Genomic DNA, 25,359 nt, shown 5'->3' on the forward strand with positions numbered 1-25,359 from the left:
TGGGTCATGCCCGCCGAGCTACCTAATCCGTAGTGCCAGAAAAACGCCTCGAAGCGTTTTCGCAAAAATAAGAACAATAACGGAGTACACAACGATGCTGTCGACACAGCCACAGGCTTGCCCGCCTGTTCGTTTTTCTCGCCTTGCCCAGACCGCCCTTGCCAGTGCCACCGCCCTTGCCGGCTTTTCGCCACTGAGCCAGGCTGCCTTCTTCGAAGACAGCAGCGCCACCCTTGAAACCCGCAATATGTACTTCAACCGCGACTTTCGCGACGGTACCAGTGCCCAGCAATCCAAGCGTGACGAATGGGCCCAGGGGTTCATGCTCAACCTGCAATCGGGCTACACCGATGGCACTGTCGGGTTTGGCGTGGATGCGTTGGGCATGCTTGGAGTCAAGCTCGACTCCAGCCCCGACCGCACCGGCACCGGCCTGTTGCCGACCCACGACGACGGCCGCGCCGCCAACGAATACTCCAAGCTGGGCCTGACCGGCAAAGTGAAGATCTCCGCCACCGAACTGAAAATCGGCGCGCTGATCCCCGAACTGCCGATCCTCAAGCCCAACGACGGGCGCATCCTGCCGCAGACCTTCAACGGCGGCCTGCTGACCTCCAAAGAATTCAAGAACCTGGTGTTCACCGGCGGCCGTCTGGACAAGGCCAAGGACCGTGACGACACCAGCTACGAAGACATCGCCCTCAACAACAAAAACAGCCGCTTCGTCAGCGGCGCCACTGGCAAGCACTTCAACTTCGGCGGCGTGGACTACACGTTTGCCGACAAGATCACCGGCAGCTACCACTTCGCCCAGCTCGACGACGTGTACCGCCAGCACTTCCTGGGCCTTGTGGCCTCACGCCCAATGGGCCCCGGCACTTTCGGCGCCGACCTGCGCCTGGCCATCAGTGATGACACCGGCAGCGCCCGCGGCGGCAACATCGACAACACATCGCTCAACGGCCTGTTCAGCTATGCCCTCAATGGCCATAAGCTCAGCGCCGGCTACCAGCACATGTCCGGCGACAGCGCCTTTCCTTACGTGGATGGCAGCGACCCGTACCTGGTCAACTTCGTGCAGATCAACGACTTTGCCGGCGCACAGGAGCGCTCCTGGCAGGCGCGCTACGACTATGACTTCGCCAAGTTGGGCATTCCCGGCCTGAGTTTCATGAGCCGTTACCTGTCGGGTGACAACATCAGGCTTCGCAACGGCGAGACCGGCAAGGAGTGGGAGCGCAACAGCGAGATCCGCTACGTGGTGCAAAGCGGCACGCTCAAGGATGTCGCCCTGCGCCTGCGTAACGCCACCTACCGCTCCAACTATTCGGCACGTGATGCCGACGAAGTGCGCGTGCTGGTGAGCTACAGCATTGCGCTTTGGTAGTCGCAACTCATAACAACAACGACGGAGATAAACATGACCTATTCACTGCGTAAATTGGCCCTCGCCGCCGGCTGCATGCTGTTCGCCGGCCAACTGTTGGCCGCCGACGAACCCAAGCGCCCGGAGTGCATCGCCCCGGCCTCGCCCGGCGGTGGCTTTGACCTGACCTGCAAACTGGCGCAAAGCGCGCTGGTCAACGAAAAGTTGCTGAGCAAGCCGATGCGCGTCACCTACATGCCAGGTGGCGTGGGCGCGGTGGCCTATAACGCGGTGGTCGCTCAACGCCCGGCGGACGCTGGCACGCTGGTAGCCTGGTCCAGCGGTTCGCTGCTGAACCTGGCCCAAGGCAAGTTCGGTCGCTTTGATGAAAACGCCGTGCGCTGGCTCGCCGCCGTCGGCACCAGCTACGGCGCCATCGCGGTGAAAGCCGATTCGCCCTACAAAAACCTCGACGATCTGGTCAAAGCCCTGAAGAAAGATCCGGGCAGCGTCGTTATCGGTTCTGGCGGCACCGTCGGCAGCCAGGACTGGATGCAAACCGCACTGATCGCCAAGGCTGCCGGTATCAACCCGCGCGACCTGCGTTATGTGGCACTCGAAGGCGGCGGTGAAATCGCCACCGCACTGCTCGGCGGTCATATCCAGGTGGGCAGTACCGACATCTCCGACTCCATGCCGCACATCCTCAGCGGCGACATGCGCCTGCTCGCCGTGTTTGCCGAAGAGCGCCTGGACGAGCCGGAAATGAAGAACATTCCGACCGCCAAAGAGCAAGGCTACGACATCGTCTGGCCGGTGGTACGCGGCTTCTACCTCGGGCCAAAAGTCAGCGATGCCGACTACGCGTGGTGGAAAGACGCGTTCGACAAACTGCTGGCCTCCGACGAGTTCGCCAAGCTGCGTGACCAGCGTGAGCTGTTCCCGTTCGCCATGACCGGCCCGGAGCTGGACACCTACGTGAAGAAACAGGTGGCTGACTACAAAGTGCTGGCCAAAGAGTTCGGCCTGATCCAGTAATCGCCCCTCTTTTGCACGGCCGCGCCCTCCTCGACGGGCGGCGCGGCCCAGGAGTTTCACATGCTCTTACAACGCATTTTCGCCTCAGTCATGCTGCTGGTCTGCGCCGGCCTCGCGCTGATGGCGTGGCCGTATCAGGCGGCGTTTTCCTACGAGCCGGTCGGGCCTCGCGCCTACCCGCTGCTGATGCTCGGGCTGATGAGCCTGGGCCTGATCTACATGCTGTTTCGCCCACAGCCCACCAAGCACACCGAAGAAGAACCGGCCCTGGACCGCGACACGCTGATCAAGATCGGCATCTGCGTGGCGCTGTTGATCGTGTTTGCCGGCACGTTCGAGCCTCTGGGCTTCATCCTCAGCAGCATGCTGATCGGCATCCCGATGGCGCGCCTGTATGGCGGCCGCTGGTTACCCAGCGTGGTGATCGTCACCTTGATGGCAATCGGTCTTTACCTGCTGTTCGACAAAGCCATGGATGTACCGCTGCCCCTCGGCCTGCTTGAAGTTCTGGAGAACTGATATGGATACGTTCAGCTACTTGGGCCAGGGCTTCGGCGTTGCACTGACCCCTTACAACCTGGTGACTGCCCTGTGCGGCACCTTGATCGGCACGGTGGTCGGCCTGCTGCCGGGCCTGGGCCCGATCAACGGCGTGGCGCTGTTGATCCCCATCGCGTTCGCCCTGGGTCTGCCGCCGGAGTCGGCGCTGATCCTGCTCGCTGCCGTCTACCTGGGTTGCGAATACGGCGGCCGTATCAGCTCGATCCTGCTGAACATTCCCGGCGAAGCGTCCACCGTAATGACCACCCTCGACGGCTACCCCATGGCCCGCAAAGGCCTGGCCGGTGTGGCACTGTCGTTGTCGGCGTGGAGTTCGTTCATCGGTGCGTTCATTGCCACCTGCGGCATGGTGCTGTTTGCGCCGCTGCTGGCCAAATGGGCGATTGCCTTCGGCCCGGCGGAATATTTCGTACTGATGGTGTTCGCGATTGTCTGCCTCGGCGGCATGGCCGGAGACAAACCGCTGAAGACGTTCGTGGCGGCGCTGATCGGCCTGTTCCTCTCAGCCGTCGGCATCGACGCCAACAGCGGCGTGTACCGTTTTACCGGCGACAACATCCACCTCACCGACGGCATTCAGTTTGTCGTATTGGTCCTGGGTTTGTTCTCCATCAGCGAGATCCTGTTGCTGCTGGAAAAAACCCACCGCGGCCAGGAAGCGGTAAAAGCCACCGGACGCATGATGTTCAACCTGAAGGAAGCGTCTGCAGTCTTCGTGGTTAACATCCGTTGCGGCTTGCTGGGGTTCATCATGGGCGTCTTGCCGGGTGCCGGCGCGACACTCGCCTCGGCCGTTGCCTACATGACCGAAAAACGCCTGGCCGGTGCCAGCGGTAAATTCGGCCAGGGCGACATGCGCGGCCTCGCCGCTCCGGAAACCGCAATCGGCGCCTCCGCCTGCGGCGCGCTGGTGCCGATGCTGACCTTGGGCGTACCCGGTTCGGGCACCACCGCTGTGATGATCGGCGCATTGTCGCTGTACAACATCACCCCGGGCCCGCTGCTGTTCCAACAGCAACCGGACATCGTCTGGGGCCTGATCGCGTCGTTGTTTATCGCCAACATCATGCTGGTGATCCTCAACATCCCGATGATCCGCATCTTCACGCGCATCCTCGCCGTGCCGAACTGGGCGCTGGTGCCGGTGATCGCCATCATCACCGCAATCGGTGTGTATGCGGTTCACGCCACCACCTTCGACCTGTTTCTGATGGTCGGCATCGGCATCTTCGGCTACATCCTGCGCAAGCTGGACTTCCCGTTGTCGCCCGTGCTGCTGGGCTTCATCCTCGGCGGCCTGATGGAGCAGAACCTGCGCCGCGCGCTGTCGATTTCCAACGGCGCGCTGGACATCCTCTGGTCCAGCCCGATCACCTTTGGTGTGTGGGTGCTGACCGCGCTGATGCTGGCCTTCCCGCTGGTGCGCATCTACCGCAAACGTGCCCTGCAGCGTCGTGCCCTGGCCGATGTCTGAGGTCACCTTTAAGCAATGGTGGGCAACACCGCTGGTCGGCCTGGCCGGCGGTTACCTGGCCAGCCTCGTCGGCTGGCCTTTGCCTTATATGGTCGGCTCGTTGCTGGCGATTATCCTGGTGCGCTGCCTCACGCCGTGGCAGTTGGCGGAGATTCCCGGCGGGCGCAAATGCGGCCAATGGGTGGTGGGCATCGGCATCGGGCTGCACTTCACCCCGGTGGTGATCGAGCAAGTCATGAGCCACTTCGGCCTGATCTTCTTCTGCGCGCTGATCACCAGCCTGTCGAGCATTGTCGGCGTGTGGTTGATGCGCCGCAGCGGTGAAGACCGCGCCACCGCGTTCTTCTCCAGCATGCCGGGCGGTTCCGGTGAGATGGTCAACCTCGGCGCACGCAATGGCGCGGTGCTCAGCCGTGTCGCGGCGGGCCAGAGTCTGCGGGTGCTGGTGGTGGTGCTGTGCGTGCCGGCGATCTTCAAGTATTGGCTGGAAGGCGGCGCGCCGCAGTTTCATCCGGCGCCGGTGAGCTGGAGCTGGCTGGCGCTGCTGTTTGCGATAGGAGCCCTGGTCGCCTGGGGCTGGCAGCGTTTACGTCAGCCGAACCCGTGGCTGTTTGGGCCCTTGTTGGTCAGCGCAACTGCCAGCGTTGTGTGGGACTTGCACTACGGCCTGCCCGACGGCGGCAGCCAGATCGGCCAATGGTTGATCGGCAGCGGCTTGGGTTGCCATTTCAACCGTCAGTTCTTTCGCCGGGCGCCGTCATTCATGGGCCGCACCTTGATCGGCACGGCCTTGACCATGGCGCTTGCAACACTGGCGGCCGTGGGCTTGAGCGCGCTGACGCAGCTGGATTTGCGCTCACTGACCCTGGGCATGATGCCCGGCGGCATCGCCGAAATGAGCCTCACCGCCGAAACCCTGCAGCTGTCGGTGCCATTGGTAACGGCGATGCAGGTGATGCGTTTGTTGTTCGTGCTGTTTCTGGCAGAGCCGTTGTTCCGGTACTGGAACCGCCAGCCAGAAAAATCCTGAACCCTGACGCAAATCAAAATGTGGGAGCGGGCTTGCTCGCGAATGCGGTGGATCAGTCAATAAATCTGGCGACTGACACTCCGCCTTCGCGAGCAAGCTCGCTCCCACATTGGATTGCGGCAGGCCTCAAACAGGCGGCAACCGCCACTCAATCGGCGTCTCGCCATTCTGCTCAAGAAATTTATTGGTACGGCTGAAATGCCCGCAGCCCAAGAACCCACGATACGCCGACAACGGTGACGGATGCACCGACGTCAGTACCAGGTGCTTGGTCGCGTCCACCAGCTTCTGCTTGCTTTGCGCATGGGCGCCCCACAGCAGGAACACCAGGTGCGGCTGATGTTCGCTGACCACTTCGATAATCCGATCCGTGAAGAACTGCCAGCCCTTGCCCGCATGGGCGTTGGCATTGGCGCGCTCAACGGTCATGGTGGTGTTGAGCATCAGCACGCCTTGATCCGCCCAGCTTTGCAGGCAACCGTGGTTGGGAATATCGATGTTCAAGTCGCGCTTGAGTTCTTTGTAAATGTTGACCAGCGAGGGCGGCGTCGGCACGCCCGGTTGCACCGAGAAGCACAACCCGTGGGCCTGACCGGGCCCGTGGTACGGGTCCTGGCCCAGAATCACCACTTTGACCTTGTCCAAAGGCGTTGAATTGAGCGCATTGAAAATCAGCGGGCCTGGCGGGTAAATCTCTTTGCCAGCAGCGTGTTCCTGGCGCAGGAACTCGCGCAGTTGGGCCATGTAGGGCTGCTCGAACTCATCCCGCAGGGCGTGTTTCCAGCTGGGTTCGAGTTTGATACGGTCGCCTTCGGTCATGGTGTGTTCGTCGCGTAGAAAAAGAATGGGCGAACCCTAGGAAAGCAGGCCCCGCTTGTCAATTGATCTGACACACCACCGGCACTTTCCGTTGGACCGATCATACTGATCCTTCACTTTCTCGATTGAGGTCACGATGAACCTGCACTTCGAAGAGCTGACCGGCAGCGACGGCGCCCGCCTTGGCATCGCCAGCCTGGACGCTGAAAAGTCGCTCAACGCGCTTTCCTTGCCGATGATCCTGGCCCTGGCCGAGCGTCTGGATGCCTGGGCCAAAGACCCGAATATCGTTTGCGTACTGCTGCGCGGCAAAGGGCCAAAGGCCTTCTGCGCCGGCGGTGAAGTACGCAGCCTGGCCCAGGCCTGCCGTGAACGACCCGGCGTTGTGCCGGCACTGGCCGCCGATTTTTTTGCGGCGGAATACCGCCTCGACTATCGCCTGCACACGTACCCGAAACCGCTGATCTGCTGGGGCCACGGCTATGTGCTGGGCGGAGGCATGGGCCTGCTGCAAAGCGCTGCAATACGCATCGTCACCCCCAGCAGCCGTTTGGCGATGCCCGAAATCAGCATCGGCCTGTATCCGGATGTGGGCGCAAGCTGGTTCCTGTCACGCTTGCCCGGCAAGCTGGGGTTATTCCTGGGCCTCACCGGCGCGCATATGAACGGCCGCGATGCCGTGGACCTGGGCCTGGCCGACCGTTTCCTGCGCGATGACCAGCAAGACGAACTGATCGAAGGCCTGCTGCAACTGAACTGGCAGGAACAGACCGCGATGCAGCCCAACAGCCTGCTCAAGGCACTGGCCCAGGAAGCCGTCAGCCAGCAACCGGAGGCGCAGTGGCTGCCCCGCCGCGCACAGATCGATGAATGGTTGGATGTGGGCGATGTGCGCTGTGCCTGGCGCGCCTTGAACCTGTTGCGCGACCACGCCGACCCGCTGTTCAGCCGTGCCGGCAAGACGCTGGCCGAAGGCTGCCCGCTGACTGCGCATCTGGTGTGGGAACAGGTCGAGCGCGCCCGGCACTTGTCATTGGCCGAGGTCTTCCAGATGGAATACACCATGAGCCTCAATTGCTGCCGTCACCCGGAATTTGCCGAAGGCGTACGCGCACGGTTGATCGACAAGGACCAGCAACCCCATTGGCATTGGCCCGAGATCAACACGGTGCCGGAGGCTGTGGTGCAGGCGCACTTCACCAAGGTGTGGGAAGGCAGGCACCCGCTGGCGGACTTGTCCGACTACTGACAGGCAATCAATTCTGGCGCCCGACCGTAAAGGCACAATTGTCCGGCTGGCTGTCCTGACAAATGTAGACATCTTGTTCGAGTGGATCGGTGGCGAGTTCCCAATGCAGGGACTTCGTCAGCGACATCGTACTGAGGGCCCCCGGCATGTCATACCGCAACGCCAGGCTTCGCCCGCTGCCCATCCGATAAACGCAGCGGTCCAGGTAGCCGTTCTCGCGATCCTTGCCCTGGCCGGGGGTGAAGAGCGCACCGATAAACCGATCCGCGAAGTCATCGGCGTCGACCTTCGGGCTTCGCCAATGAGAGTGTTTATCCGACGCTTGAAAATAGCCGCTCACGTACTTGACCGATGAAGGGTAGGGACAGCCCTGCTCCGCATTCGCTTGCGCGATGCCGCCCACCAACAATAAGAACCAGCACACACGTTTGATCAAAGAGCATTCCATAAACCCACCGCCTCCTCAGAGACGCACAACGGCGTCCCCAGCAGTGGAATGCAGATCAAACGCTTGCGATAGCTGTTAGAAATGACAGTGCCGACGAACGGCAGGCATAAAAAAGCGGCGCCTGGGGCGCCGCTTGGGGGCATTACCTGTCAACGATGGCCGCCACCGCCGCCGCGTCCACCACCATGGCCCGGCCCGCCATTGCCCCACCGATTGTTCCAGCCCTGGCCTGGATAAGGCCGGTAAGCGGGCCGTGGGTAATAACGCGGGGCCGGTTGGTAATAGCGCGGCGCCGAATAGTAACGTGGCGGCGGCGCATAGTAGCTGCGCCCATATTGATAGTAGGCAGGGCCACCGTAGTAATAGGCCGGTGCCGGCGCGGTGTAGACCTCGGAGCGATAGTAAGTAGCACCTCCATCGTAATAAGGCACACAGGCGCAAAGGGTCAGACCGAGTAAAGCGCTGAGCAGCAGTCGTCGATACATGGCGGCCTCCTGGACCGCGGAAGAGCACCTCCAGCGACGCGGGAGGGCGGCATTCAGCTTTCACTGAATGACGAAACATCTGACATCAAAAACGGAATCTGGTGCGTTTTCGTAACGGTTTGATACATCTACTCAGGCTGTATCGATTCAGTAAATTAATCTGGATCGCAACTTTGTTGATTACCATAATGTCACTATGACATCGCATGGCGCCAGGGAGGCCCTAGCATGCACTCATCGCCACCCCGTCCGGACTCGACTCATGAAAATCTCAACCAAACTGCTGCTCTCCTTTCTCTTGTGTGCGCTGGTCACCCTAGGGGTCGGCCTGCTGGGAATCAAAGGGGTGGTTCGCCTCTCTTCGGCACTGGAGCTGACGTTCTCCAATAACTTGGTGTCGGTGAGCAACACGGCCGCCACCCTCAACGGCCTGGTCGCCCATAACCGCGGCCTGTACCGCTTGATGGATGCCAGCAAAGGCGACGTTTCCCCCCAGGATCGTGACCGTGTGCGCCAGGACATCGCCCAGGAACTCAAGCGCAGCCAGGCGTCCTACGCCACCTATCGCGCAACCCCACTGGAAGATGACGAACGGGCGGCCGGAGATAAACTCGACCAGATGTGGCCCTCCTACATCAGCAGTTCCGAACGCATCATGGCGCTGATCGACAGTGGCCAGGGCGATCAGGCCCGCACCCTGCTCAACACCACCAACAATGAACTCTTCCGCCAGGCGCGCGAGCTGATCCGCGTGATGATCGAGTCCAATAACCGCCAGATCAAAGAAGGCGCGATCGCTGCCGAGGAGCTGCGCAACAGCGCGTTGACGTGGATGATCAGCGGCATAGTGCTGGCCTTCCTCATTGCCATCATCGTTGGCATGTTGATCACCCGCCTGATCACCCGGCCCATCGCTCAGGCGGTCGAAAGCGCACAGCGCATTGCCAAGGGTGACCTGACCCAGGCCATCGTCACCGAACGCACCGACGAAGCCGGACAATTGCTGATGGCGCTGTCGGATATGCAGGGCGGCCTGAAAAGCACCCTGTTGGAAATCGCCAACGCCTCCGATCAGCTCGCGTCGGCAGCCGAAGAACTGAGCGCGGTCACCGATGAAAGCAGCCGTGGCCTGACCCGCCAGAATGATGAGATCCAACAAGCGGCCACCGCCGTCAACCAGATGACCGCAGCCGTGGACGAGGTGGCCAGCAACGCGGTCTCGACCTCTGAAGCCTCGCGCCAGGCCACCTCCGAGGCCGAAGATGGCCGCCAACAAGTGGAACAGGCAGTGTCCGGCATGAGTTCGATGGTGGTCGAGATCAACGACTCCACCCAATCGGTTGCAGACCTCGCCAGCCAAGTGCGAGAGATCGGCAAGGTCATCGATGTGATCCGTGGCATCGCCGACCAGACCAACCTGCTGGCCCTCAACGCGGCCATTGAAGCCGCCCGTGCGGGCGAGCAAGGGCGTGGTTTTGCAGTGGTCGCCGATGAAGTGCGGGCGCTGGCACACCGTACGCAGACGTCCACGGTGGATATCGAGAAGATGATTGGTGAAGTGCAGACCGGTGCCGACGATGCGGTCGCAGCGATGAACAAGAGCCTGAGCTGGGCCACCGACACCCAGGCCCTGGCGCAGAATGCCGGCGAGGCGCTGCAACGGATCACCGCCAGTGTGGCGAAGATCAATGAACGCAACCTGGTGATTGCCTCCGCCTCCGAGGAGCAGGCCCAGGTGGCGCGCGAAGTCGACCGCAATCTGCTGAACATCCAGGACCTGTCCACCCAGACGGCCGCCGGCGCCCATCAGACCAACGCCTCCAGCCAGGACCTGTCGCGCCTGGCCACTTCGTTTAAAGTATTGGTCAGCAAGTTCCAGCTCTGAGTAGCCTGGGCAGGGTCGGCCCTGTATCGTACAACGCACACCGAGACTCTACGCAAACTTGTCCGATCCAGCCCGAACCTGCCCATGACCACGCCATCACTCTGCCCCGCCTGCGGCGCCCGCAACGGCTGCGCCCTGGCTGACCCACGTACGGTCGACCAGGCCTGCTGGTGTTACAGCGTCACCATCGACCCGGCAGTACTGCAAGCCCTGCCCGACGCGTTGCGCAACAAGGCCTGCCTGTGCCCCCGATGTGCCCACGTCGATGCGCAGTTGCGCGGAGTCGAGCCGACGTAATGCGGGTTGATCGTTTCCTCAGTAACCTGCCGCGCTTCAATCGCCAGCAAGTGCGCTTGCTGCTGGTTGAGCGACGGGTGACTGTCGATGGCGTGGCGGTCAGCGATCCGCACCATGAGGTGCGTGAGTTCAGCCGCGTGTGCGTTGACAGTGAGGTGCTGCAGGCAGGTAAACCGGCGCGCTACTTCATGCTGCACAAGCCCAAGGGGTGTGTCAGCGCCACAGCGGACCCGCAGCACCCGACCGTGCTGGACTTACTCGATGAGCCGGACAAAGATGAATTGCACATTGCCGGTCGTCTGGATTTCAACACCACCGGGCTGATGCTGATCACCAACGACGGCCAATGGTCACGGCGCCTGACCCAACCGCAGACCAAGCTGCCCAAGGTTTATCGCGTGGAAACCGAACAGGCCATCACCCCGGCGTACGCGCCAACCTTCGCAGCCGGTGTGTATTTCGCGTTTGAAGACCTCACCACGCAGCCCGCCGAGCTGGCACTGCTGGGGCCAACGACTGCGCGGCTGAGCATCATTGAAGGCCGCTATCACCAGGTCAAGCGCATGTTCGGGCACTTTGATAACAAGGTCATCGGCCTGCACCGTGAGCGGATGGGGCCATTGGTGCTGGATGACTCGCTGGCGCCGGGCGAATATCGGGCACTGACTGAAAACGAAATCCTCGCGGTCTGATGACCGTTCGGCCGGTGCTGGCAATAAACCAGCTTGTTGGCTTGCGACCTGGCGTCTGTGGTGCTTGAATCAAGACGTCAGCCAAATTATGACTGGCGAGTCGCCTATAACCTCCAAGAAACACCTTGCCCCGCCCGCGCTTGATTTACGGGCCCCTCAGGCAAACAGCCCGCCCTAACAACAGCCGTCGGCCAGCCGTCATCGGACCGACATGGGTGCTCCTCTTCCAGGCGTATGCCTACCTGTCATAAAGCTCGTGCAGAGTGATCTGCGCGCCCTACCCGCTTGCCAGGAGTCTTACGACATGAGGCCAGAAATCGCTGTGTTGGATATACAGGGTCAGTATCGGGTTTACACGGAGTTCTATCGCGCGGATGCTGCTGAAAAGACCATCATCCTGGTCAACGGCTCCATGGCCACCACGGCGTCCTTCGCCCAAACCGTGAAAAGCCTGTACCCGCAGTTCAACGTGGTTTTGTACGACCAGCCCTACGCTGGCCGCTCCAAAATCCACAACCGCCACGAGCAGATGCTGACCAAAGAAGTCGAAGGCCAGATTCTGCTGGAACTCATCGACCACTTCGCCGCCGAGCACGTGCTGTCATTTTCCTGGGGCGGCGCTGCCACCCTGGTCGCCCTCGCTGCGCGCCCGCGTCGCGTGGAAAAGGCCGTGATCAGTTCGTTTTCCCCGGTGATCAACGCGCCGATGCGCGATTACCTTGAACGCGGTGTGGACTACCTCGGCAACCTCGACCGCGACCGCGTCGGCCACCTGGTCAACAGCACTATCGGCAAACACCTGCCGTCGCTGTTCAAGCGCTTCAACTACAAACACGTGAGCAGCCTGGCCGAGCACGAATACGGACAGATGCATTTTCACATCAGCCACGTGCTCAACAGCGACCGCCTGTGCTACCTCAAGGCAGCGCGGCAAATCGACATTCCAGTGCTGTTTTTGAATGGCGAATGGGACGAGTACACCAGTGCCGAGGATGCCAAGCTGTTTGGCCAGCATGTGGCCAAGAGCAGCTTCAGCACTGTTCAGGCGACCGGGCATTTTCTGGATATGGAGCACAAGGCGGCGTGTCGGGACAGCCGGGACGCGGTGGTGGGCTTTTTGAAACCACAGCGACAGGTCAGTCGTTTGCGCTACCACCAGGGCCAGACGCAGCATGCCTTTGCGATTTGAAATGAAAGCACTGCATAAACGCTCGCTTGGGCGGGAGCCGGGCTTGCCCGCGATGCAGGCACCTGTGTGTCAGTCACACCCAGGTGATGTATCGCAGGCAAGCCAGCTTCCAAGTGAGCTTGAGCGACGCAACCCACACATTTTTCGAAGAAAAACTTCAAATCCCGATGAACATCTGGTACAAAGTCAGCCGCTCTGAGCGGGTATAGTTTAATGGTAGAACAGTAGCTTCCCAAGCTTCCGACGAGGGTTCGATTCCCTCTACCCGCTCCACTCACATTTCGCGCCTACGTCAGTTACGACGCAGGTGCATAAAAAACCGGTCCTTGTGGCCGGTTTTTTTATGGGCGCGATCTGTGCATTCGTCACCTGCCGTGCGCAAACCTGTACAAATCAATATTTTTGTACAAGTATAAATACCAAGCGCTGGCGCTTCGCCGCGCACGATTACGATCACGGAGCCCGGCAATGACACGTCTGCTGATTTCATTGTTGCTGGCGTTGAGTTTGAGCAGTTGCGGCAACGTCGAGGTCGCCCACTACGCCGACCAGAAACCGCCATTGGACCTGGAGCGTTTCTTCAGCAAGCCCGTCAAGGCCTGGGGGATTTTCCAGAAGCGTTCGGGCGAAGTGGCCAAGCGCTTTGAGGTCAATATCGCCAGCCGGCGCGAGGGCAACGCGCTGATTCTGGACGAGCGCTTTCTGTACAGCGATGGCACGCGTCAGCAGCGCGTATGGACGCTGACCCCGGATGGCCCGGGGCGCTGGCGCGGTCGAGCGGGTGACGTGGTCGGCGAAGCGATCGGCGAAGTGGCGGGTAACGCACTGCGTTGGCGCTACCGGCTCAACCTGCCGGTGGACGGTTCGGTCTACGAGGTCAGTTTTGATGACTGGATGTACTTGATGGACGAAGACACGCTGATCAACCGCTCCAGCATGACCAAGCTCGGCGTCGAATGGGGCCAGGTCACGCTGTTCTTTCGTCGCCAATGAAACAACCCACCGTGAGGGTTAACCATGAACCTGAAAATGCTCACTGAATTGGCCGAGAAAAGCGAGATACGGGAGTTGGAGCTGCTGTCGCTGGAGGGTGGTTTCTACATCGCGCGGGTCAGGTTGGATCATGTCGAAATGACGCTGGTGGACGATGACGCCAAGCCCATGCGCATCGGCTCCACCACGCACTTGCGCGACCTGTTGCAGCGGGTTCCGCCGTTTCCGTGTGTGCTGGTGCAGCACAGCGTGCACGATGAAATGTGCGGTGTCCGCGAAGGGCCGATCGGCGCGTTGCGTATACCGTTTACGCTGGCCTCGCCCCTTTAAACCCCATCACGTATCCCACGCTGCACCACCCACGCCAACGGCAAGGTCACCAGCAACATCACCGCCAGCACCATCACCGCCATCGGCACACCGAGCGCATCGCCGACCCCGCCGAACACCACCGGCGCCAGCGCTCCGCCGCCAATGGTGCCGGTGTAGAACACCGCAAAGGCCTGTTCGCGTCTGCCCGCGCTCGCCAGGTCCGGGACGGCGCCGTAGAGCACAGAAGACGTGCCGTTCAGCGCCAAGCCTAGCAGCGGCAACATCACCATCAAGCCACTCAGCGGCAGGTACACGGCCGTGACGATCAACAGCGCGGTGCTGGTTTCGGTCAGCCAGACGGTTTTCATCATGCCAATGCGCGCCCCCAGGTAGCCGCAAAGTAATTTGCCGAACGCACCGCCAATGAACAGCATCGTCAGCGCCAGCCCAATGCCCGCCGTGCCAGCGCCTTTGGCTTGCAGCAGAAACGGCAGAAACGTGAGAAAGCCCATGCGCACGGCGCTGTCGAGCGTACCGGTGAGGATCAGCGCACGCAGGCCTGCGACCGAGCCCGTGCCACCGGGCGGCCGGGCTTTTTCGGTGGCACCGGACTCGCGAACTTGAGCCGGCACCAGCCACCACAGCAATCCCGCTGCCGCCAGACCGAGCAGCCCCAGCAGGGTGGCGCTGGCGCGCCAACTGACGACGGTAAGCAGCAGGCCCACCACCCCAGGAATCAGGGTTTTGCCGATATCGCCGCTGAAGTTGTACTGGGACAGCGCCTGCTTGACGCCACCACCGTCCTCATAAGCGTCGGTGATCATCGAGGAGGCCAAGGGGTGTTGGGTGCTGGCGCCCAAACCGCCCAGCAGCAACGCCAACAGCAACAAGCTCAGCGATGTGGCTTGCCCCACCAATAAATAAGCGACACCCGCAAGCGCAGTGCCACCCACCAGCAACGGCAAACGGCCCCAGCGTCGGGCGGCGCGGCTGGCTATCAGTTGGAACACGGCCATCATTGCGGAGTAGGCGCCACGTAACAGGCCGATCTGGGCGTAGGACAAGGCAAACTGCGCCTGCCAGATCGGCAGCAACACGTAGATAACGTCGGTGAGACCATCGTGTACGGCGTGAGCGCTGCAACCGGCGATCAACGCGCGGCGCCGGCTGGAGGTTTCGCGCACAGGCACGGCAACAGTGTCATTCATGGTGTCGGAACCGGCTCAGGTTTGAGGAGCTTCCAGCCCGTCAGGGCGATCAGCAGGGTCAGCAGTTGAAAACCGATAATCAGCGCCACACAGCCGGCCCAGCCCCAGCGTTCCCAGATCAATGCCGGGACGATGGCACCGCAACTGCCGCCCAGGTAATAGCACGTCAGGTAAACCCCCACGGCGCCAGACTTGCTCTCACCGGCGGTGGCACTGATGAAAGCATTGGCGGCGGCCTGGGCCAGGAACACGCCGGTGGAACTGAGCGCCAGGCCCACCACAATGCACCACAGCGAAGGCGCCAGGGTCAGCGCCGAACCACCGACACCGAGCGCGGCGGCGACCGCCAGCAGTTCGGCGTGAGGTCTGGCTTTGCTGAGGCGCCCGGCGATGGGAATCACGATCAACGCCAGCAAAAACACCATGTAAAGCGTGCCCAGCGCCGCAGGCCCGAGGTTGAACGGTGGCAGGCCAAGGTGCAAACCTGCGTAAGTAAATGCCGCAACCTGGGAGAACAACACGCAAAAACCTACGCCGTATGCCGACAGCAAAGGTCGGCGAAAAACACCTGAAGAAACCGCTCCAGGCCGTTCGCCGCGCGGTCGACTGGCGGGCAACAGAAACTGAATAAACCCACCGACCATCAGGCTCAACACCGCCAGCAGTTCGAACGCTTCGCGCCAGCCCACGTATTGCGTCATCACACCGGTGACGAAACGCCCGGCGAACCCGCCCAGTACGGTGCCCGCCACATACAGGCTGGTGACCTCGGTCACCGTCGCGCCACGCCAACGGTCGCCGATGTAAGCCACGCTGGTGGCAAACACCACCGGAATCAACATGCCCTGCACAAACCGCCACACCAGCACGTCGGCAAAACTGCTGGCGTAGGCGGTCATCAGCGCAGGAACGGCCAGCAGCAGCGCGGCCACGGCGATGACCGTGCGCTGTTCGAAGCGCCCGGTCAGCCGGCTGACAAAGGGCGCGGTGATCGCCACCGCCAGGGTGGTGACCGTGATGCTCCAGCCCGCTTCCTTGGCGCTGATATGAAACTGCGCCGCAAAGGTCGCGAGGATGCTCTGGGTGGCGTAGAGGTTCAGAAACGCCGCGCAGCCACACAGGAACAGGGCAAGACGGGCACAATGCAGGCGCGGTTTCATGAAACCTCTCGTTTTATTTTGTAACGCCTTTATAGAATGGCCGTCGGGTCTTAAACCAATACCGATTTCGAACCGATCAATACCCAAGGATCAGGATGCTCGACCTACGCAAGCTGCGTTACTTTCTGACGGTCGCCGAAGAATTGCACTTCGGCCGCGCAGCACTGCGCCTGCACCTGGCCCAACCGCCGCTGACCCGACAGATTTCAGCGCTGGAGACAGAGCTGGGGTTCAAGCTGTTTGATCGCACCAGCCGCACGGTTTCTCTCACCGCCCAGGGTCGTTCGTTCTTGCCCTACGCGCGCGGCGTGTTGGAGCAGGTTGAATTGGCACGGGTCATCGCCGGCAAACTGGCAGCGGGCACTGCAGGCCAATTGGCGCTCGGGTATGTCAGCTCGATCGCGTTGTCGGACCTGTTCAGCCAAGCGATCCAGGCCTTCGCCCAGCGCTTGCCCGATGTGCAGTTGACCTTGGTGGAGTGCGCCTCGGGCAGCCTCGGCGCGCAGGTGGCAGACGGCCGGCTGGATATCGGATTGAGTCGGCTGTTGCCGCAGACAGCAGACGTTCACGCGTTGTCGTTGGGCGAAGAGCGGCTGGTGGCCGCGGTGTCCAGCGACAGTCCGCTGGCCAAGCTGGCGCAGGTCAGCTTGACGCAACTCAGTGCGTATCCGCTGATTCTGTTCCCGGCCGACTACGGGTCGGGTCTGAACCAATCCATCGAGCACCTTTACCGCCGCCACGCCCAGCCTTTGCGCGCGGGGCCAACCGGGCGGCAGATCACCTCGATCATTGCCTTGGTGGCCGCCGCGCAAGGCGTGGCGTTGGTGCCCGCCTGTACCCAAAGCCTGATGAACAAGGGCGTGACGTATCGGCCGCTGGTGGAGGCGGATGCGTGCGCGCAATTGTTGGTATTGACGCCCGCGCAAAGGAAAAATGTATTGGCTGATGCATTTCTCGCCATCCTTGCGCAGGTGTTACACAGCCGGTAATGCCTTGGAAAACACCGTAAGACCTCGATGCAACAACACGCCGAGACGCTCATTCAACACCGACCATCGACCGTCGTCAGACGGCGTGTTCGTCTCGCGATTACGGGGATTTCAATTGGCCCGACTGGCGCCAATTGAACGGCCAGCCCTTGAGGAATTTGATCGCAAGAAACGCAGTTTCCAACCAGGCGGATGGCATTACAGTAGCGTCCTGGCTTTTAACACCCGCCCTTCGAGGAGCCCGCTCATGCCCTACGAATACACGCTCATGCCCTCCCCCGTCGGCCAGCTCACCCTGGTGGCCCGCGACGGCAAGCTCAACGCGATCCTCTGGGAACAAGAACGCGCCAACCGCGTACGCCTGGGCGAGTTGCGCGAGGCCAACGACAGCCCGGTGCTAATGGAAACCGCGCGCCAGCTACGCGAGTATTTCGCCGGCGCACGCAGCCAGTTCGAGCTGGAACTGGACTTCAACGGCACGCCTTTTCAACAGCAGGTCTGGCAGGCGCTGCTGACCATCCCGTTTGGTGAAACCCGCAGCTACAGCCAGATCGCCGAGCAAATCGGCAACCCCAAGGCCGTGCGCGCGGTGGGCGCCGCCAACGGACGTAACCCCATCTCGATCGTTGCGCCCTGCCATCGGGTAATAGGCGCCTCCGGTGGGCTGACCGGGTTCGCCGGAGGGCTTGGCGCCAAACAATATTTGCTCGCGCTGGAAGGTGGACGCCAGGCAGAACTGGGCTTGTGAGGCGAACCGCGACAAAAACGTACAACTTTGTTCACCGGCGCTTTTGTAAAAAGAAATTTCAAAGAACCGCTGCGGTCCATAATTTCATCACCCACCCCTTAAGGAAAAACGGTCATGAAATTCTCCGCAGTCTCTCAATCCTTGTCCCGCTGGGCAGGCAGCGCCCGGACGTTCTATGCGGCCGTCGCGTTGATTTTCCTGTGGAGCCTGAGCGGACCCTATTTCCACTACAACGACACCTGGCAGCTGATCATCAACACCTCGACCACCATCATCACCTTCCTGATGGTCTTCCTGATCCAGAACACACAAAACCGCGACAACGACATCCTGCATATCAAGATCGACGAACTGCTGCGCGTCTCCAAGGACGCCCAGAACGCCGTGTTGAGCCTGGATGGCCTGGACCGCAAAGAACTGGAACAACTGCGCAAGCAATACCGCAGCATCGGTGACACCGGCACGGTCAGCTTGAGCTCCAGTTGTGGTGAAAGGGTCGACGATGCGCACCCCAACAAAACCGACTTGAATCAAGCCTGAAAAAAAACGGCGGTTGGAAATCATCCAACCGCTGTTTTTCGTTTCAGGTGACGCAATCAACCGTCGCCTTGATGACCTTTACCGTAAGTCGAGGCCAGGGCACGGGCTTTTTGCAGACGCTCTTCGAGCTTGGGCAGCGTCTCGTCCACCAGCGCTTTTATCTCTGGCACATCCGACGCCGCGCCTTCTTTCTTGAACAGGGCGATGGCGTCTTCGTTTTCCTTGACCTGCTGCGCGGTGTAGGCGGCGTCGAAGGAGTCGCCGTCCTTGAGTTCAGGCATCAGGGTTTCGGCCTTGTCGACGATCTTCTCGCGCGGGGCCACGGGCAAGTCGAGCTTCTTGGCGATGGCCGCCAAATGCTGGTTGGCCAGGGTGCGTTCGTTGATGACCTCGATGGTGTAGTCCTTGATTTCCTGGGACGACGTCCTGGCGTGGGCCATGCGACTGGTTTCGATATCGGCCATCCCTTTGGCCGAAGCCTGCTCGATGAATTCAGCAGGCGACTGGGCGAAAGCATTGCTGGCGCCGAGGCCCAGCAGCATCGCGAAACTGGCGGTGCGTAACCGGATAGCCATGCGGCTCATGATGGGTTCCTCCAGGGCAAAAATAGGGGCGGGGAAATACGCCCCGCCCTGAATTCGAATTTTCAGGGCGGCAAAGGTTTAGAAAAAACTCGCCAGCGCGACGAACGGTCGTCGTCGCCTCAGGCCGGTTTGCTGCCGAACAGGCCCGGCAACGCGTGCGCCAGGGCGTTAATGGCGAAGCCGATAAACATCACGCCACACAGCCTGGTGATCAGGATTTCATGCCGCTGGTACACCGTGCGCACGCGCTGGGCGCCCACCACGCCGATCAGAATCGCGTAAGCCAGCAGGCCGCCGATGAAACTCAGCAAGATCAACGACGGCAGCATTGCCCATGTCAGCAACTCGGCCCGGCTGGACAGCAGTGCGGTAAAGGTTGCAACTGCCACCGGGTAAGCCTTGGGGTTGGTCAAGCCGAACAGAATGCCGTGCCAGAACGGATGGCGCGCGGCGCCCTGAGGCGCATCGCTGCTGCGGCGCTGGGTGCGAATCGCCCGCCAGCCGAGCCAGAACAAGTACACGCCACTGAGCACGCCCAGCACATCAAAGGCACTGCTGCCGACTTCCCGCGCGCCCACAATGGCGACCAGCGCCGTACTGCACCACACCACATCACCCAGCAAGTGCCCGCACAGAAAACCCGCCCCGGCGCGACGGCCGCGAGACGCGCCGATACCAAATACCGCCAGGACGCCCGGCCCAGGCGTAATCCCGTAGATAAAACCCGACGCGAGGACAGCTAACAGTAAGGATGGGGTCATGGACGCGACTCTGACAGACGGTTGAAGAGGTGCAGGGATTCTGCACGTTCTGGCGCTACGGGTAAAACTGCATGCCTGCATAAGGCTTGGCACGGCAGGCGTGAAGACGCGAAGCCAAGTCGCCGACATGCACCTCAAGCTTGTGCCCATCGGGGTCGAGAAAGTAGAACGAGGCACCTTCACTGCGGTTGTCGCGCCACTCCTGCACCTTGGCGTCGCGCAAGCGCGCCACCAGTGCGGCGAACTCATCGGCGGCGGCGGTGAACGCGTAATGGGTGTAATCCGCCGCAGGTGTGGTTGAACGCGAAGGATCGCGCGACAGGCACAGCCACAAACCGGGCAATGAGAGGTAGGCGCCCTGGTCCCAGGTGGCGTCGAGCTTAAGCTGCAGCAGCTCATGGTAGAAGCTGACGCTGCGGTTCAAGTCGGTCACGGCAAGGGTCAGGTGGTTGAAGCCTGAGAGCATGAGTGTTTTTTCCTGTGATCGATAGCCTTAGGACAGCACACCTTGCACCTGCCCAATCAGCCACTGCAACCCCGAATCGCCGCCCCGCCGCGCATGCCACGCCAGTTCAACGGCGAACGAGGGGATATGAAACGGTGGCGGCACGGCCAGCAGATGCTGTTGATCGATAGTGAGCAAGCCCCTGGATGACACCGTCAGAATCAGGTCGGTGCCCTGGATCAGCTGCGGCGCCACGCCCCAATGCGGCAGGCTGATTGCCACATGGCGCCGTTCACGAATCGCCGTCAACGCCCGCTCGATTTCCGGCGTGCCGCTGCCGCGCATTTCCAACAGCACGTGCGGGCGCGACAAATAGGTGGGCAGGTCAAGCACGCCACTGGGCGGCAGGCTGTTGCGGTCGACCAGGCAGGTGTAATGCTCCTCAAACAAAGGCGTGGTGCGCAGTTCGGCGGGCATATCGGGGAATACCCCGGCGGCCAGGTCGATGTCGCCGTTGAGCACGGCGTCTACCATGCCTTCACGGCTGGCCTGGACGATTTGCAGGTCGATGCCAGGGGCTTCACGGCGCAGAACGCGGACCAGCGCCGGCAGGAAAATCGCCGCGCTGTAGTCCGACATCGCCACGCGAAACCTGCGCTTGGCCGACGCCGGGTCAAACCGGTTCGGCGCCAACAGTGCTTGCACCTGGGCCAGGGCTTCAGCCAAAGGCGTCGCCAACTCCAGGGCTCGCGCCGTCGGCACCAATGTTCCGCCCTGGCGCACCAGCAAGGGGTCACCCAGCAGATCCCGCAAACGCGCCAATGCATGGCTGACTGCCGGCTGGCTCAGGTGCAGACGCTCGGCGGCGCGGGTGACGTGTTGCTCGCTGAGCAAGGCTTCCAGAATCACCAGCAGGTTGAGGTCGACGCGACGCAGATCATTCATCGGCTGCATGCTCAGCATAAGAATTTGGAATTTAAATTTGCGCGACGAATAGCCTAGAGTCCAGCAAAACCTCTGGGAGATTCGAAATGACAACGTTGCATTGGCTGGGTTTGCTGGCGCTGGCGGTGATCGCCGGGGCGGTGGTGCCGTTTCAAAGCGCAATCAACGCCAACCTCGGGCGCGGGCTCGGTCACCCGTTGTGGGCCACGCTGGCGTCACTGTTGGTGAGTATTATCGTGCTGCTGCCGGTCATTCTGGCGCTGCGTTTACCGCTGCCGAGCCTGGCGTTCATCACTCAAGCGCCGTTGTGGATGTGGGCCGGGGGTGCCTTTGGCGTGTGCTTTATTTCCCTGGCGCTGATGCTGTTGCCCAAGCTCGGCGCGTCGGGGTTCATTGCCTTGGCCATGGCCGGGCAGATTCTTGCCTCACTGTTGCTCGATCACTTCGGGCTGTTCGGCCTGGTGGAGCGCCAACTGACAACGCCCCGCGTGCTGGGGGCGCTGTTGTTGATTGGCGGCGTGGTGTTGATTCAGTTCAGCAGCACGCCTGCCCGAGCGTTGGCCGCGACAGGCTGATCAGGCCTTGTCGAGCGTGCGCAGCTTGTGTGGCAAGCCCCACAACAACAATGCCGCGGCCAACAGGGCGCACACGCCGATCACATACAGCGCCGGGGTGGTGCTGCCGGTGAGGTCCTTGATCCGCCCCACCATCACCGGGCTGACGATGCCGCCGAACTGACCGAGGGTGTTGATCACCGCGATGCCGCCGGCCGCACCGGCTCCCGCGCCCGCCAGCAGTTTGGGCGGCAAGGTCCAGAAGGTCGGGATCGAGGCGATGATGCCCGCCCCCAGCATGCCCAGGGCGATGATCAGGAACGTGGTGTGGTCGGCAAAAATCCCGGCGCTGAAAAAACCAATCGCCCCCAACACCACCAGGCCACAGACAAACTTGCGCCGCTCGCCGGTGGCGTCCGACAGCCGCCCGATCACCACCATGCTGATCGCGCCGCACACATAGGGAATCGCGGTGAGCAGGCCGATCATCACCGGGCTCTGGGTGCCGGCGCTGCGGATCAACTGCGGTGCCCAAAAGTTGAGCCCGTAGGACGCGACCTGGATCAGGAAGTAGATAAAGCCGAGCATCAAAAAGCCTGGAATGCGGATCGCCGACAGCAGCGACCCCCCGTGCTGATTCGGCTCATGCCTGGCGATTTTGCTCGACAGCAAGGTTTTCTCTGCAGGCGTCAGCCACTGCGCGTCTTCGATACGGTCTTTGAGCAACGTCAGCACCAGAAAGCCCAGGCCGATGCAGGGCAAGCCGCCGAGCAGAAACAACCAGTGCCAGCCGCGCATTTGCAACACGCCGTCCAGATGTTCCAATACCAGCCCCGAGAACGGCGCGCCGACCAACCCCGCAAAGGCCGAAGCCAGGAACAGCAGCGAGGTGATGCGCCCACGAAAGTGTTGCGGGAACCACAAGGTCAGGTAATACAGCACGCCCGGCGCGAAGCCAGCTTCCATGGCGCCGATGATGAAACGCAGGCCGTAGAACTGCCACTCGGCGGTGACAAACACCATGGCCGCCGTGGCCAGGCCCCACGACATCATGATCCGCGCGATCCAGCGCCGCGCGCCGACCTTGTACAGCATCATGTTGCTCGGCACTTCGAAGATCACATAGCCGACCACAAACAGCCCGGCGCCGAGGCCGTAAGCGGTGTCGCTCAGGCTCAGGTCGGTTTGCAGTTGGAACTTGGCGAAGCTGATGTTGATGCGGTCAAAAAACGCGAACAGGTAGCACACCATGATCAGCGGCATCAGGCGCCAGGCGACCTTGCTGACCAGGGCTTTTTCGGCATCGATCTCAGCGGCCGGGCGCGCGCCGGCCTCTAACGTATTAGTGCTCATGCTTTCTCTCCAGCGGGCTGCTCAACGGCGCCCGATTGTTTTTGTTGTCTGGTGCGGTGTTACAGCGTGGCGATGTAAGCGGGCGGCGGATGCAGGTCGCCGTTGCGCCCGGCCTTGGCCACCTGGCCGGGCAGCTCATGGCCAAGCAGCGCCGGCAGTCGGCGGGACATGTGCAACAGGTGCGGCAGGTCGATCCCGGTGGCAATCCCAACCTCCTCGCACAGGTTGACCAGGTCTTCGGTACAGATATTGCCCGACGCCCCCGGCGCGAACGGGCAGCCGCCAAGGCCGCCCAAGGCCGCATCAAATCGGCGCGCCCCCGCTTCGTAGGCCGCCAGCACATTGCACAAGCCCAGGCCGCGGGTGTTGTGAAAATGCAGGGTCAGATCGCTGGCTGGCACATGCTGCAATACACGCTTGACCAGGCGCTCAACTTGGCGCGGGTTGGCCATGCCGGTGGTGTCGGCCAGGGTGATGCCCTGGATGCCCAACGCGCGATAGGCATCGACGATTTGCAGCACGCGGTCTTCATCAATCGTGCCTTCGAACGGGCAACCGAAGGTGGTGGCGATGCTGCCGTTGAGGCGCACCGGGTAGTCGGCGGCGAAGCTGACGATGTCTTTAAAAGCCGCCAACGAGGCCTCGCAACGCATGCGCATATTGGCCAGGTTGTGGGTCTGGCTGGCGGACATCACCAGGTTCAACTCATCGGCCCGGGACTCGATGGCGCGCTGGGCGCCCTTGAGGTTGGGGATCAACGCCACATAAATTACCCCGGGCTTGCGCGCGATGCCCTGGAACACCTGCTCGCCATCACGTAACGCCGGAATGGCCTTGGGCGAGACAAATGAACCGGCTTCGATCCGCGAAAACCCGGCCAGCGACAGCTGGTCGATCAACGCGATTTTGTCGGCGGTCTCGACCCAGGTTGGCTCGATCTGCAGGCCATCGCGCGGGGACACTTCCTGCACGATCAGCGGGTCAGAATAATCGGTGATCATTGCACCACTCCCGAGGTTTTCAGGCGTTGGATATCGGTATCGGTCAGGCCGAGGCTGCCGAGGATGTCGTCGGTGTGCTGGCCCAGTGTAGGGCCTTGCCAGTTCACCGCGCCGGGGGTTTCGGACAGCTTGGGCACGATGCCGGGCATTTTTACCGACACGCCGCCAGGCAGTTCGGCATTGAGCAGCATGTCGCGCGCCTGGTAATGCGGGTCGCTGACGATATCGGCCACCGAATAGATGCGCCCGGCCGGCACCTCGGCAGCCTCCAGGGCGCTGAGCACCTGGTCGATGGGCAAGCTGCTGGTCCAGTGCGTGATCGCCGCGTCGAGCAAGCCACTTTTCGCCGCGCGGCCATCGTTATGGGCAAACTCCGGCGCGTCGGCCAGGTCGGCGCGGCCGATGGTGGTCATCAAACGCTTGTAGATCGGGTCACTGTTACCGGCGATCACCACATAGGCACCGTCGGCGGTCAGGTAGGTATTGGATGGCGCGATGCCGGGCAAGGCGCCGCCGCTGCGCTCGCGCACGTGGCCGAGCATGTCGTATTCAGGCACCAGGCTTTCCATCAGGTTGAACACGCTTTCGGCCAACGACACATCGACAATCTGCCCGTCGCCCTGCCCGGTCTTGACCCGCAGCAGCGACATCAGCGCGCCGATCACACCGTGCAGTGACGCGAGGGAATCGCCCAGGCTCACGCCCACCCGCGCCGGTGGCGAGTCCGGGTTGCCGGTGGTGTAGCGGATGCCGCCCATGGCCTCGCCGATGGCACCGAAGCCCGGGCGGTCGCGGTAGGGGCCGGTCTGGCCATAGCCAGAGATGCGCACCAGGGTCAGCTTGGGGTTGAGGGCGTGCAACACGTCCCAGCCCAGCCCGAGTTTTTCCAGGCCACCGGGGCGCAGGTTTTCGATCAGCACGTCGGCGTCGCCGAGCAATTGCTTGATCAAACCCAGGCCTTCCGGGGACTTGAGGTCCAATGCCAGGGATTTCTTGTTGCGCGATTGCAGGTACCACCACAGCGAAGTGCCTTCGTGCAGCTTTCGCCATTTACGAAGCGGATCGCCCTGACCCAGGGCTTCGATCTTGATCACCTCGGCGCCAAACTCGGCCATCAGCCGGGCGGCGAACGGCGCGGCAATCAGGGTGCCGATCTCAATCACCTTGATACCGCTCAATGGAGCCGTCATGGGGTGTGCCTCTTATTCTTGGAATGTGTGGCCAAGGCTAGAG

28 protein-coding genes and 1 tRNA gene are annotated in these 25,359 nt (G+C 61.7%); 17 read left to right on the forward strand and 12 right to left on the reverse strand.

The features are described 5' to 3' along the window. The first annotated feature begins 94 nt into the window (after positions 1–94). From L8K08_RS02435 to L8K08_RS02455, 5 genes are read left to right on the forward strand one after another with little or no spacing between them, the layout of a single operon-like run. Positions 95–1,387: an OprD family porin gene (locus L8K08_RS02435; RefSeq protein ID WP_242194095.1), complete on the forward strand. Its 1,293-nt coding sequence runs from the start codon at positions 95–97 to the stop codon at positions 1,385–1,387. Positions 1,388–1,414: 27 nt separating this feature from the next. Further along, the gene (locus L8K08_RS02440; RefSeq protein ID WP_242195040.1) at positions 1,415–2,404 is read left to right on the forward strand and encodes a tripartite tricarboxylate transporter substrate binding protein; all 990 of its coding nucleotides are present in this window, start codon (positions 1,415–1,417) and stop codon (positions 2,402–2,404) included. Positions 2,405–2,464: 60 nt separating this feature from the next. After that, positions 2,465–2,923: a tripartite tricarboxylate transporter TctB family protein gene (locus L8K08_RS02445; protein ID WP_242194097.1), complete on the forward strand. Its 459-nt coding sequence runs from the start codon at positions 2,465–2,467 to the stop codon at positions 2,921–2,923. 1 nt (position 2,924) lies between these two features. Beyond that, positions 2,925–4,439: a tripartite tricarboxylate transporter permease gene (locus tag L8K08_RS02450; RefSeq protein ID WP_106577026.1), complete on the forward strand. Its 1,515-nt coding sequence runs from the start codon at positions 2,925–2,927 to the stop codon at positions 4,437–4,439. Further along, on the forward strand, positions 4,432–5,469 hold the full coding sequence (locus tag L8K08_RS02455) for an AbrB family transcriptional regulator (RefSeq protein WP_242194100.1): 1,038 nt from the start codon (positions 4,432–4,434) through the stop codon (positions 5,467–5,469). Before L8K08_RS02450 ends, L8K08_RS02455 begins: the two co-directional genes overlap by 8 nt. Positions 5,470–5,595: 126 nt before the next feature. Here the strand turns inward: L8K08_RS02455 and ung are convergent, their stop codons facing one another. Continuing rightward, complete coding sequence (gene ung / locus L8K08_RS02465) at positions 5,596–6,288, reverse strand: uracil-DNA glycosylase (RefSeq protein WP_242194104.1); 693 nt, start codon at positions 6,286–6,288, stop codon at positions 5,596–5,598. A gap of 136 nt (positions 6,289–6,424) precedes the next feature. Here ung and L8K08_RS02470 point away from each other — a divergent pair, with 136 nt between their 5' ends. Further along, entirely contained in the window at positions 6,425–7,537 is a 1,113-nt protein-coding gene (locus L8K08_RS02470; RefSeq protein WP_242194107.1) for an enoyl-CoA hydratase/isomerase family protein, read from the forward strand. 7 nt (positions 7,538–7,544) lie between these two features. Here the strand turns inward: L8K08_RS02470 and L8K08_RS02475 are convergent, their stop codons facing one another. Then, on the reverse strand, positions 7,545–7,973 hold the full coding sequence (locus tag L8K08_RS02475) for a DUF3757 domain-containing protein (protein WP_242194109.1): 429 nt from the start codon (positions 7,971–7,973) through the stop codon (positions 7,545–7,547). Between the two features lie 161 nt (positions 7,974–8,134). Continuing rightward, the gene (locus L8K08_RS02480) at positions 8,135–8,470 is read right to left on the reverse strand and encodes a hypothetical protein (protein ID WP_242194112.1); all 336 of its coding nucleotides are present in this window, start codon (positions 8,468–8,470) and stop codon (positions 8,135–8,137) included. Between the two features lie 262 nt (positions 8,471–8,732). Between L8K08_RS02480 and L8K08_RS02485 the strand changes: the two genes are divergently transcribed. The 7 genes from L8K08_RS02485 (at position 8,733) to L8K08_RS02515 (ending at position 13,856) form a co-directional block, all read left to right on the forward strand. Beyond that, a complete protein-coding gene (locus tag L8K08_RS02485; RefSeq protein ID WP_145162868.1) occupies positions 8,733–10,355 on the forward strand; it encodes a methyl-accepting chemotaxis protein in 1,623 nt (540 codons plus the stop codon). An 84-nt stretch (positions 10,356–10,439) separates the two neighbouring features. After that, positions 10,440–10,652, forward strand: coding sequence for a cysteine-rich CWC family protein (locus tag L8K08_RS02490; RefSeq protein ID WP_145162866.1), 213 nt, complete (start codon positions 10,440–10,442; stop codon positions 10,650–10,652). Beyond that, positions 10,652–11,344, forward strand: a complete 693-nt coding sequence (locus tag L8K08_RS02495; RefSeq protein ID WP_242194115.1) for a pseudouridine synthase — start codon at positions 10,652–10,654, stop codon at positions 11,342–11,344. Before L8K08_RS02490 ends, L8K08_RS02495 begins: the two co-directional genes overlap by 1 nt. Before the next feature lie 304 nt (positions 11,345–11,648). Next, complete coding sequence (locus L8K08_RS02500) at positions 11,649–12,533, forward strand: alpha/beta hydrolase (RefSeq protein WP_145162862.1); 885 nt, start codon at positions 11,649–11,651, stop codon at positions 12,531–12,533. Positions 12,534–12,732: 199 nt separating this feature from the next. Then, positions 12,733–12,806: transfer RNA gene (locus L8K08_RS02505), tRNA-Gly, on the forward strand. 195 nt (positions 12,807–13,001) lie between these two features. Next, the gene (locus L8K08_RS02510) at positions 13,002–13,526 is read left to right on the forward strand and encodes a DUF3833 domain-containing protein (protein ID WP_242194118.1); all 525 of its coding nucleotides are present in this window, start codon (positions 13,002–13,004) and stop codon (positions 13,524–13,526) included. Between the two features lie 24 nt (positions 13,527–13,550). Continuing rightward, on the forward strand, positions 13,551–13,856 hold the full coding sequence (locus tag L8K08_RS02515) for a DUF6482 family protein (protein WP_242194121.1): 306 nt from the start codon (positions 13,551–13,553) through the stop codon (positions 13,854–13,856). On the opposite strand, the gene L8K08_RS02520 is transcribed toward L8K08_RS02515, so the two are convergent. Both L8K08_RS02520 and L8K08_RS02525 read right to left on the reverse strand, forming a co-directional pair. Beyond that, positions 13,853–15,046 (reverse strand): MFS transporter, encoded by a 1,194-nt coding sequence (locus tag L8K08_RS02520; protein ID WP_242194125.1) that lies wholly within the window; start codon positions 15,044–15,046, stop codon positions 13,853–13,855. The genes L8K08_RS02515 and L8K08_RS02520 overlap by 4 nt on opposite strands. Then, the gene (locus L8K08_RS02525; RefSeq protein ID WP_145162855.1) at positions 15,043–16,206 is read right to left on the reverse strand and encodes an MFS transporter; all 1,164 of its coding nucleotides are present in this window, start codon (positions 16,204–16,206) and stop codon (positions 15,043–15,045) included. The genes L8K08_RS02520 and L8K08_RS02525 overlap by 4 nt, the downstream gene beginning before the upstream one ends. Before the next feature lie 95 nt (positions 16,207–16,301). On the opposite strand from L8K08_RS02525, the gene L8K08_RS02530 reads away from it, so the two are divergent. The 3 genes from L8K08_RS02530 (at position 16,302) to L8K08_RS02540 (ending at position 18,483) form a co-directional block, all read left to right on the forward strand. Continuing rightward, positions 16,302–17,195 (forward strand): LysR family transcriptional regulator, encoded by an 894-nt coding sequence (locus L8K08_RS02530; protein ID WP_145162853.1) that lies wholly within the window; start codon positions 16,302–16,304, stop codon positions 17,193–17,195. A 247-nt stretch (positions 17,196–17,442) separates the two neighbouring features. Next, complete coding sequence (locus tag L8K08_RS02535) at positions 17,443–17,943, forward strand: methylated-DNA--[protein]-cysteine S-methyltransferase (protein ID WP_145162851.1); 501 nt, start codon at positions 17,443–17,445, stop codon at positions 17,941–17,943. A 114-nt stretch (positions 17,944–18,057) separates the two neighbouring features. After that, positions 18,058–18,483, forward strand: coding sequence for a low affinity iron permease family protein (locus tag L8K08_RS02540; RefSeq protein WP_145162849.1), 426 nt, complete (start codon positions 18,058–18,060; stop codon positions 18,481–18,483). Between the two features lie 56 nt (positions 18,484–18,539). On the opposite strand, the gene L8K08_RS02545 is transcribed toward L8K08_RS02540, so the two are convergent. The 4 genes from L8K08_RS02545 to L8K08_RS02560 all read right to left on the reverse strand — a co-directional run bounded on the left by L8K08_RS02545 (position 18,540) and on the right by L8K08_RS02560 (position 21,236). After that, the gene (locus L8K08_RS02545) at positions 18,540–19,067 is read right to left on the reverse strand and encodes a DUF4142 domain-containing protein (RefSeq protein ID WP_106577041.1); all 528 of its coding nucleotides are present in this window, start codon (positions 19,065–19,067) and stop codon (positions 18,540–18,542) included. A gap of 119 nt (positions 19,068–19,186) precedes the next feature. Beyond that, entirely contained in the window at positions 19,187–19,828 is a 642-nt protein-coding gene (locus L8K08_RS02550) for a LysE family translocator (protein WP_106577042.1), read from the reverse strand. A gap of 55 nt (positions 19,829–19,883) precedes the next feature. Further along, positions 19,884–20,294 carry a fosfomycin resistance glutathione transferase gene (fos, locus tag L8K08_RS02555; protein WP_242194126.1) on the reverse strand — a complete coding sequence of 137 codons (411 nt, stop codon included), beginning with the start codon at positions 20,292–20,294 and terminating at the stop codon, positions 19,884–19,886. Positions 20,295–20,321: 27 nt separating this feature from the next. After that, positions 20,322–21,236 carry a LysR family transcriptional regulator gene (locus tag L8K08_RS02560; protein ID WP_242194128.1) on the reverse strand — a complete coding sequence of 305 codons (915 nt, stop codon included), beginning with the start codon at positions 21,234–21,236 and terminating at the stop codon, positions 20,322–20,324. 68 nt (positions 21,237–21,304) lie between these two features. On the opposite strand from L8K08_RS02560, the gene L8K08_RS02565 reads away from it, so the two are divergent. Further along, complete coding sequence (locus L8K08_RS02565; protein ID WP_242194130.1) at positions 21,305–21,793, forward strand: DMT family transporter; 489 nt, start codon at positions 21,305–21,307, stop codon at positions 21,791–21,793. On the opposite strand, the gene L8K08_RS02570 is transcribed toward L8K08_RS02565, so the two are convergent. From L8K08_RS02570 to L8K08_RS02580, 3 genes are read right to left on the reverse strand one after another with little or no spacing between them, the layout of a single operon-like run. Next, positions 21,794–23,125, reverse strand: coding sequence for an MFS transporter (locus L8K08_RS02570; protein WP_242194132.1), 1,332 nt, complete (start codon positions 23,123–23,125; stop codon positions 21,794–21,796). A 59-nt stretch (positions 23,126–23,184) separates the two neighbouring features. Further along, positions 23,185–24,126 carry a hydroxymethylglutaryl-CoA lyase gene (locus L8K08_RS02575; protein ID WP_242194134.1) on the reverse strand — a complete coding sequence of 314 codons (942 nt, stop codon included), beginning with the start codon at positions 24,124–24,126 and terminating at the stop codon, positions 23,185–23,187. After that, a complete protein-coding gene (locus L8K08_RS02580) occupies positions 24,123–25,316 on the reverse strand; it encodes a CaiB/BaiF CoA-transferase family protein (protein ID WP_145162835.1) in 1,194 nt (397 codons plus the stop codon). The genes L8K08_RS02575 and L8K08_RS02580 overlap by 4 nt, the downstream gene beginning before the upstream one ends. Positions 25,317–25,359: the final 43 nt, after the last annotated feature.

The sequence above is a fragment of the Pseudomonas sp. TREG-RG-20F-10-E-6-01 genome, assembly GCF_022662455.1.
In the GTDB taxonomy this organism is placed as follows: domain Bacteria; phylum Pseudomonadota; class Gammaproteobacteria; order Pseudomonadales; family Pseudomonadaceae; genus Aquipseudomonas.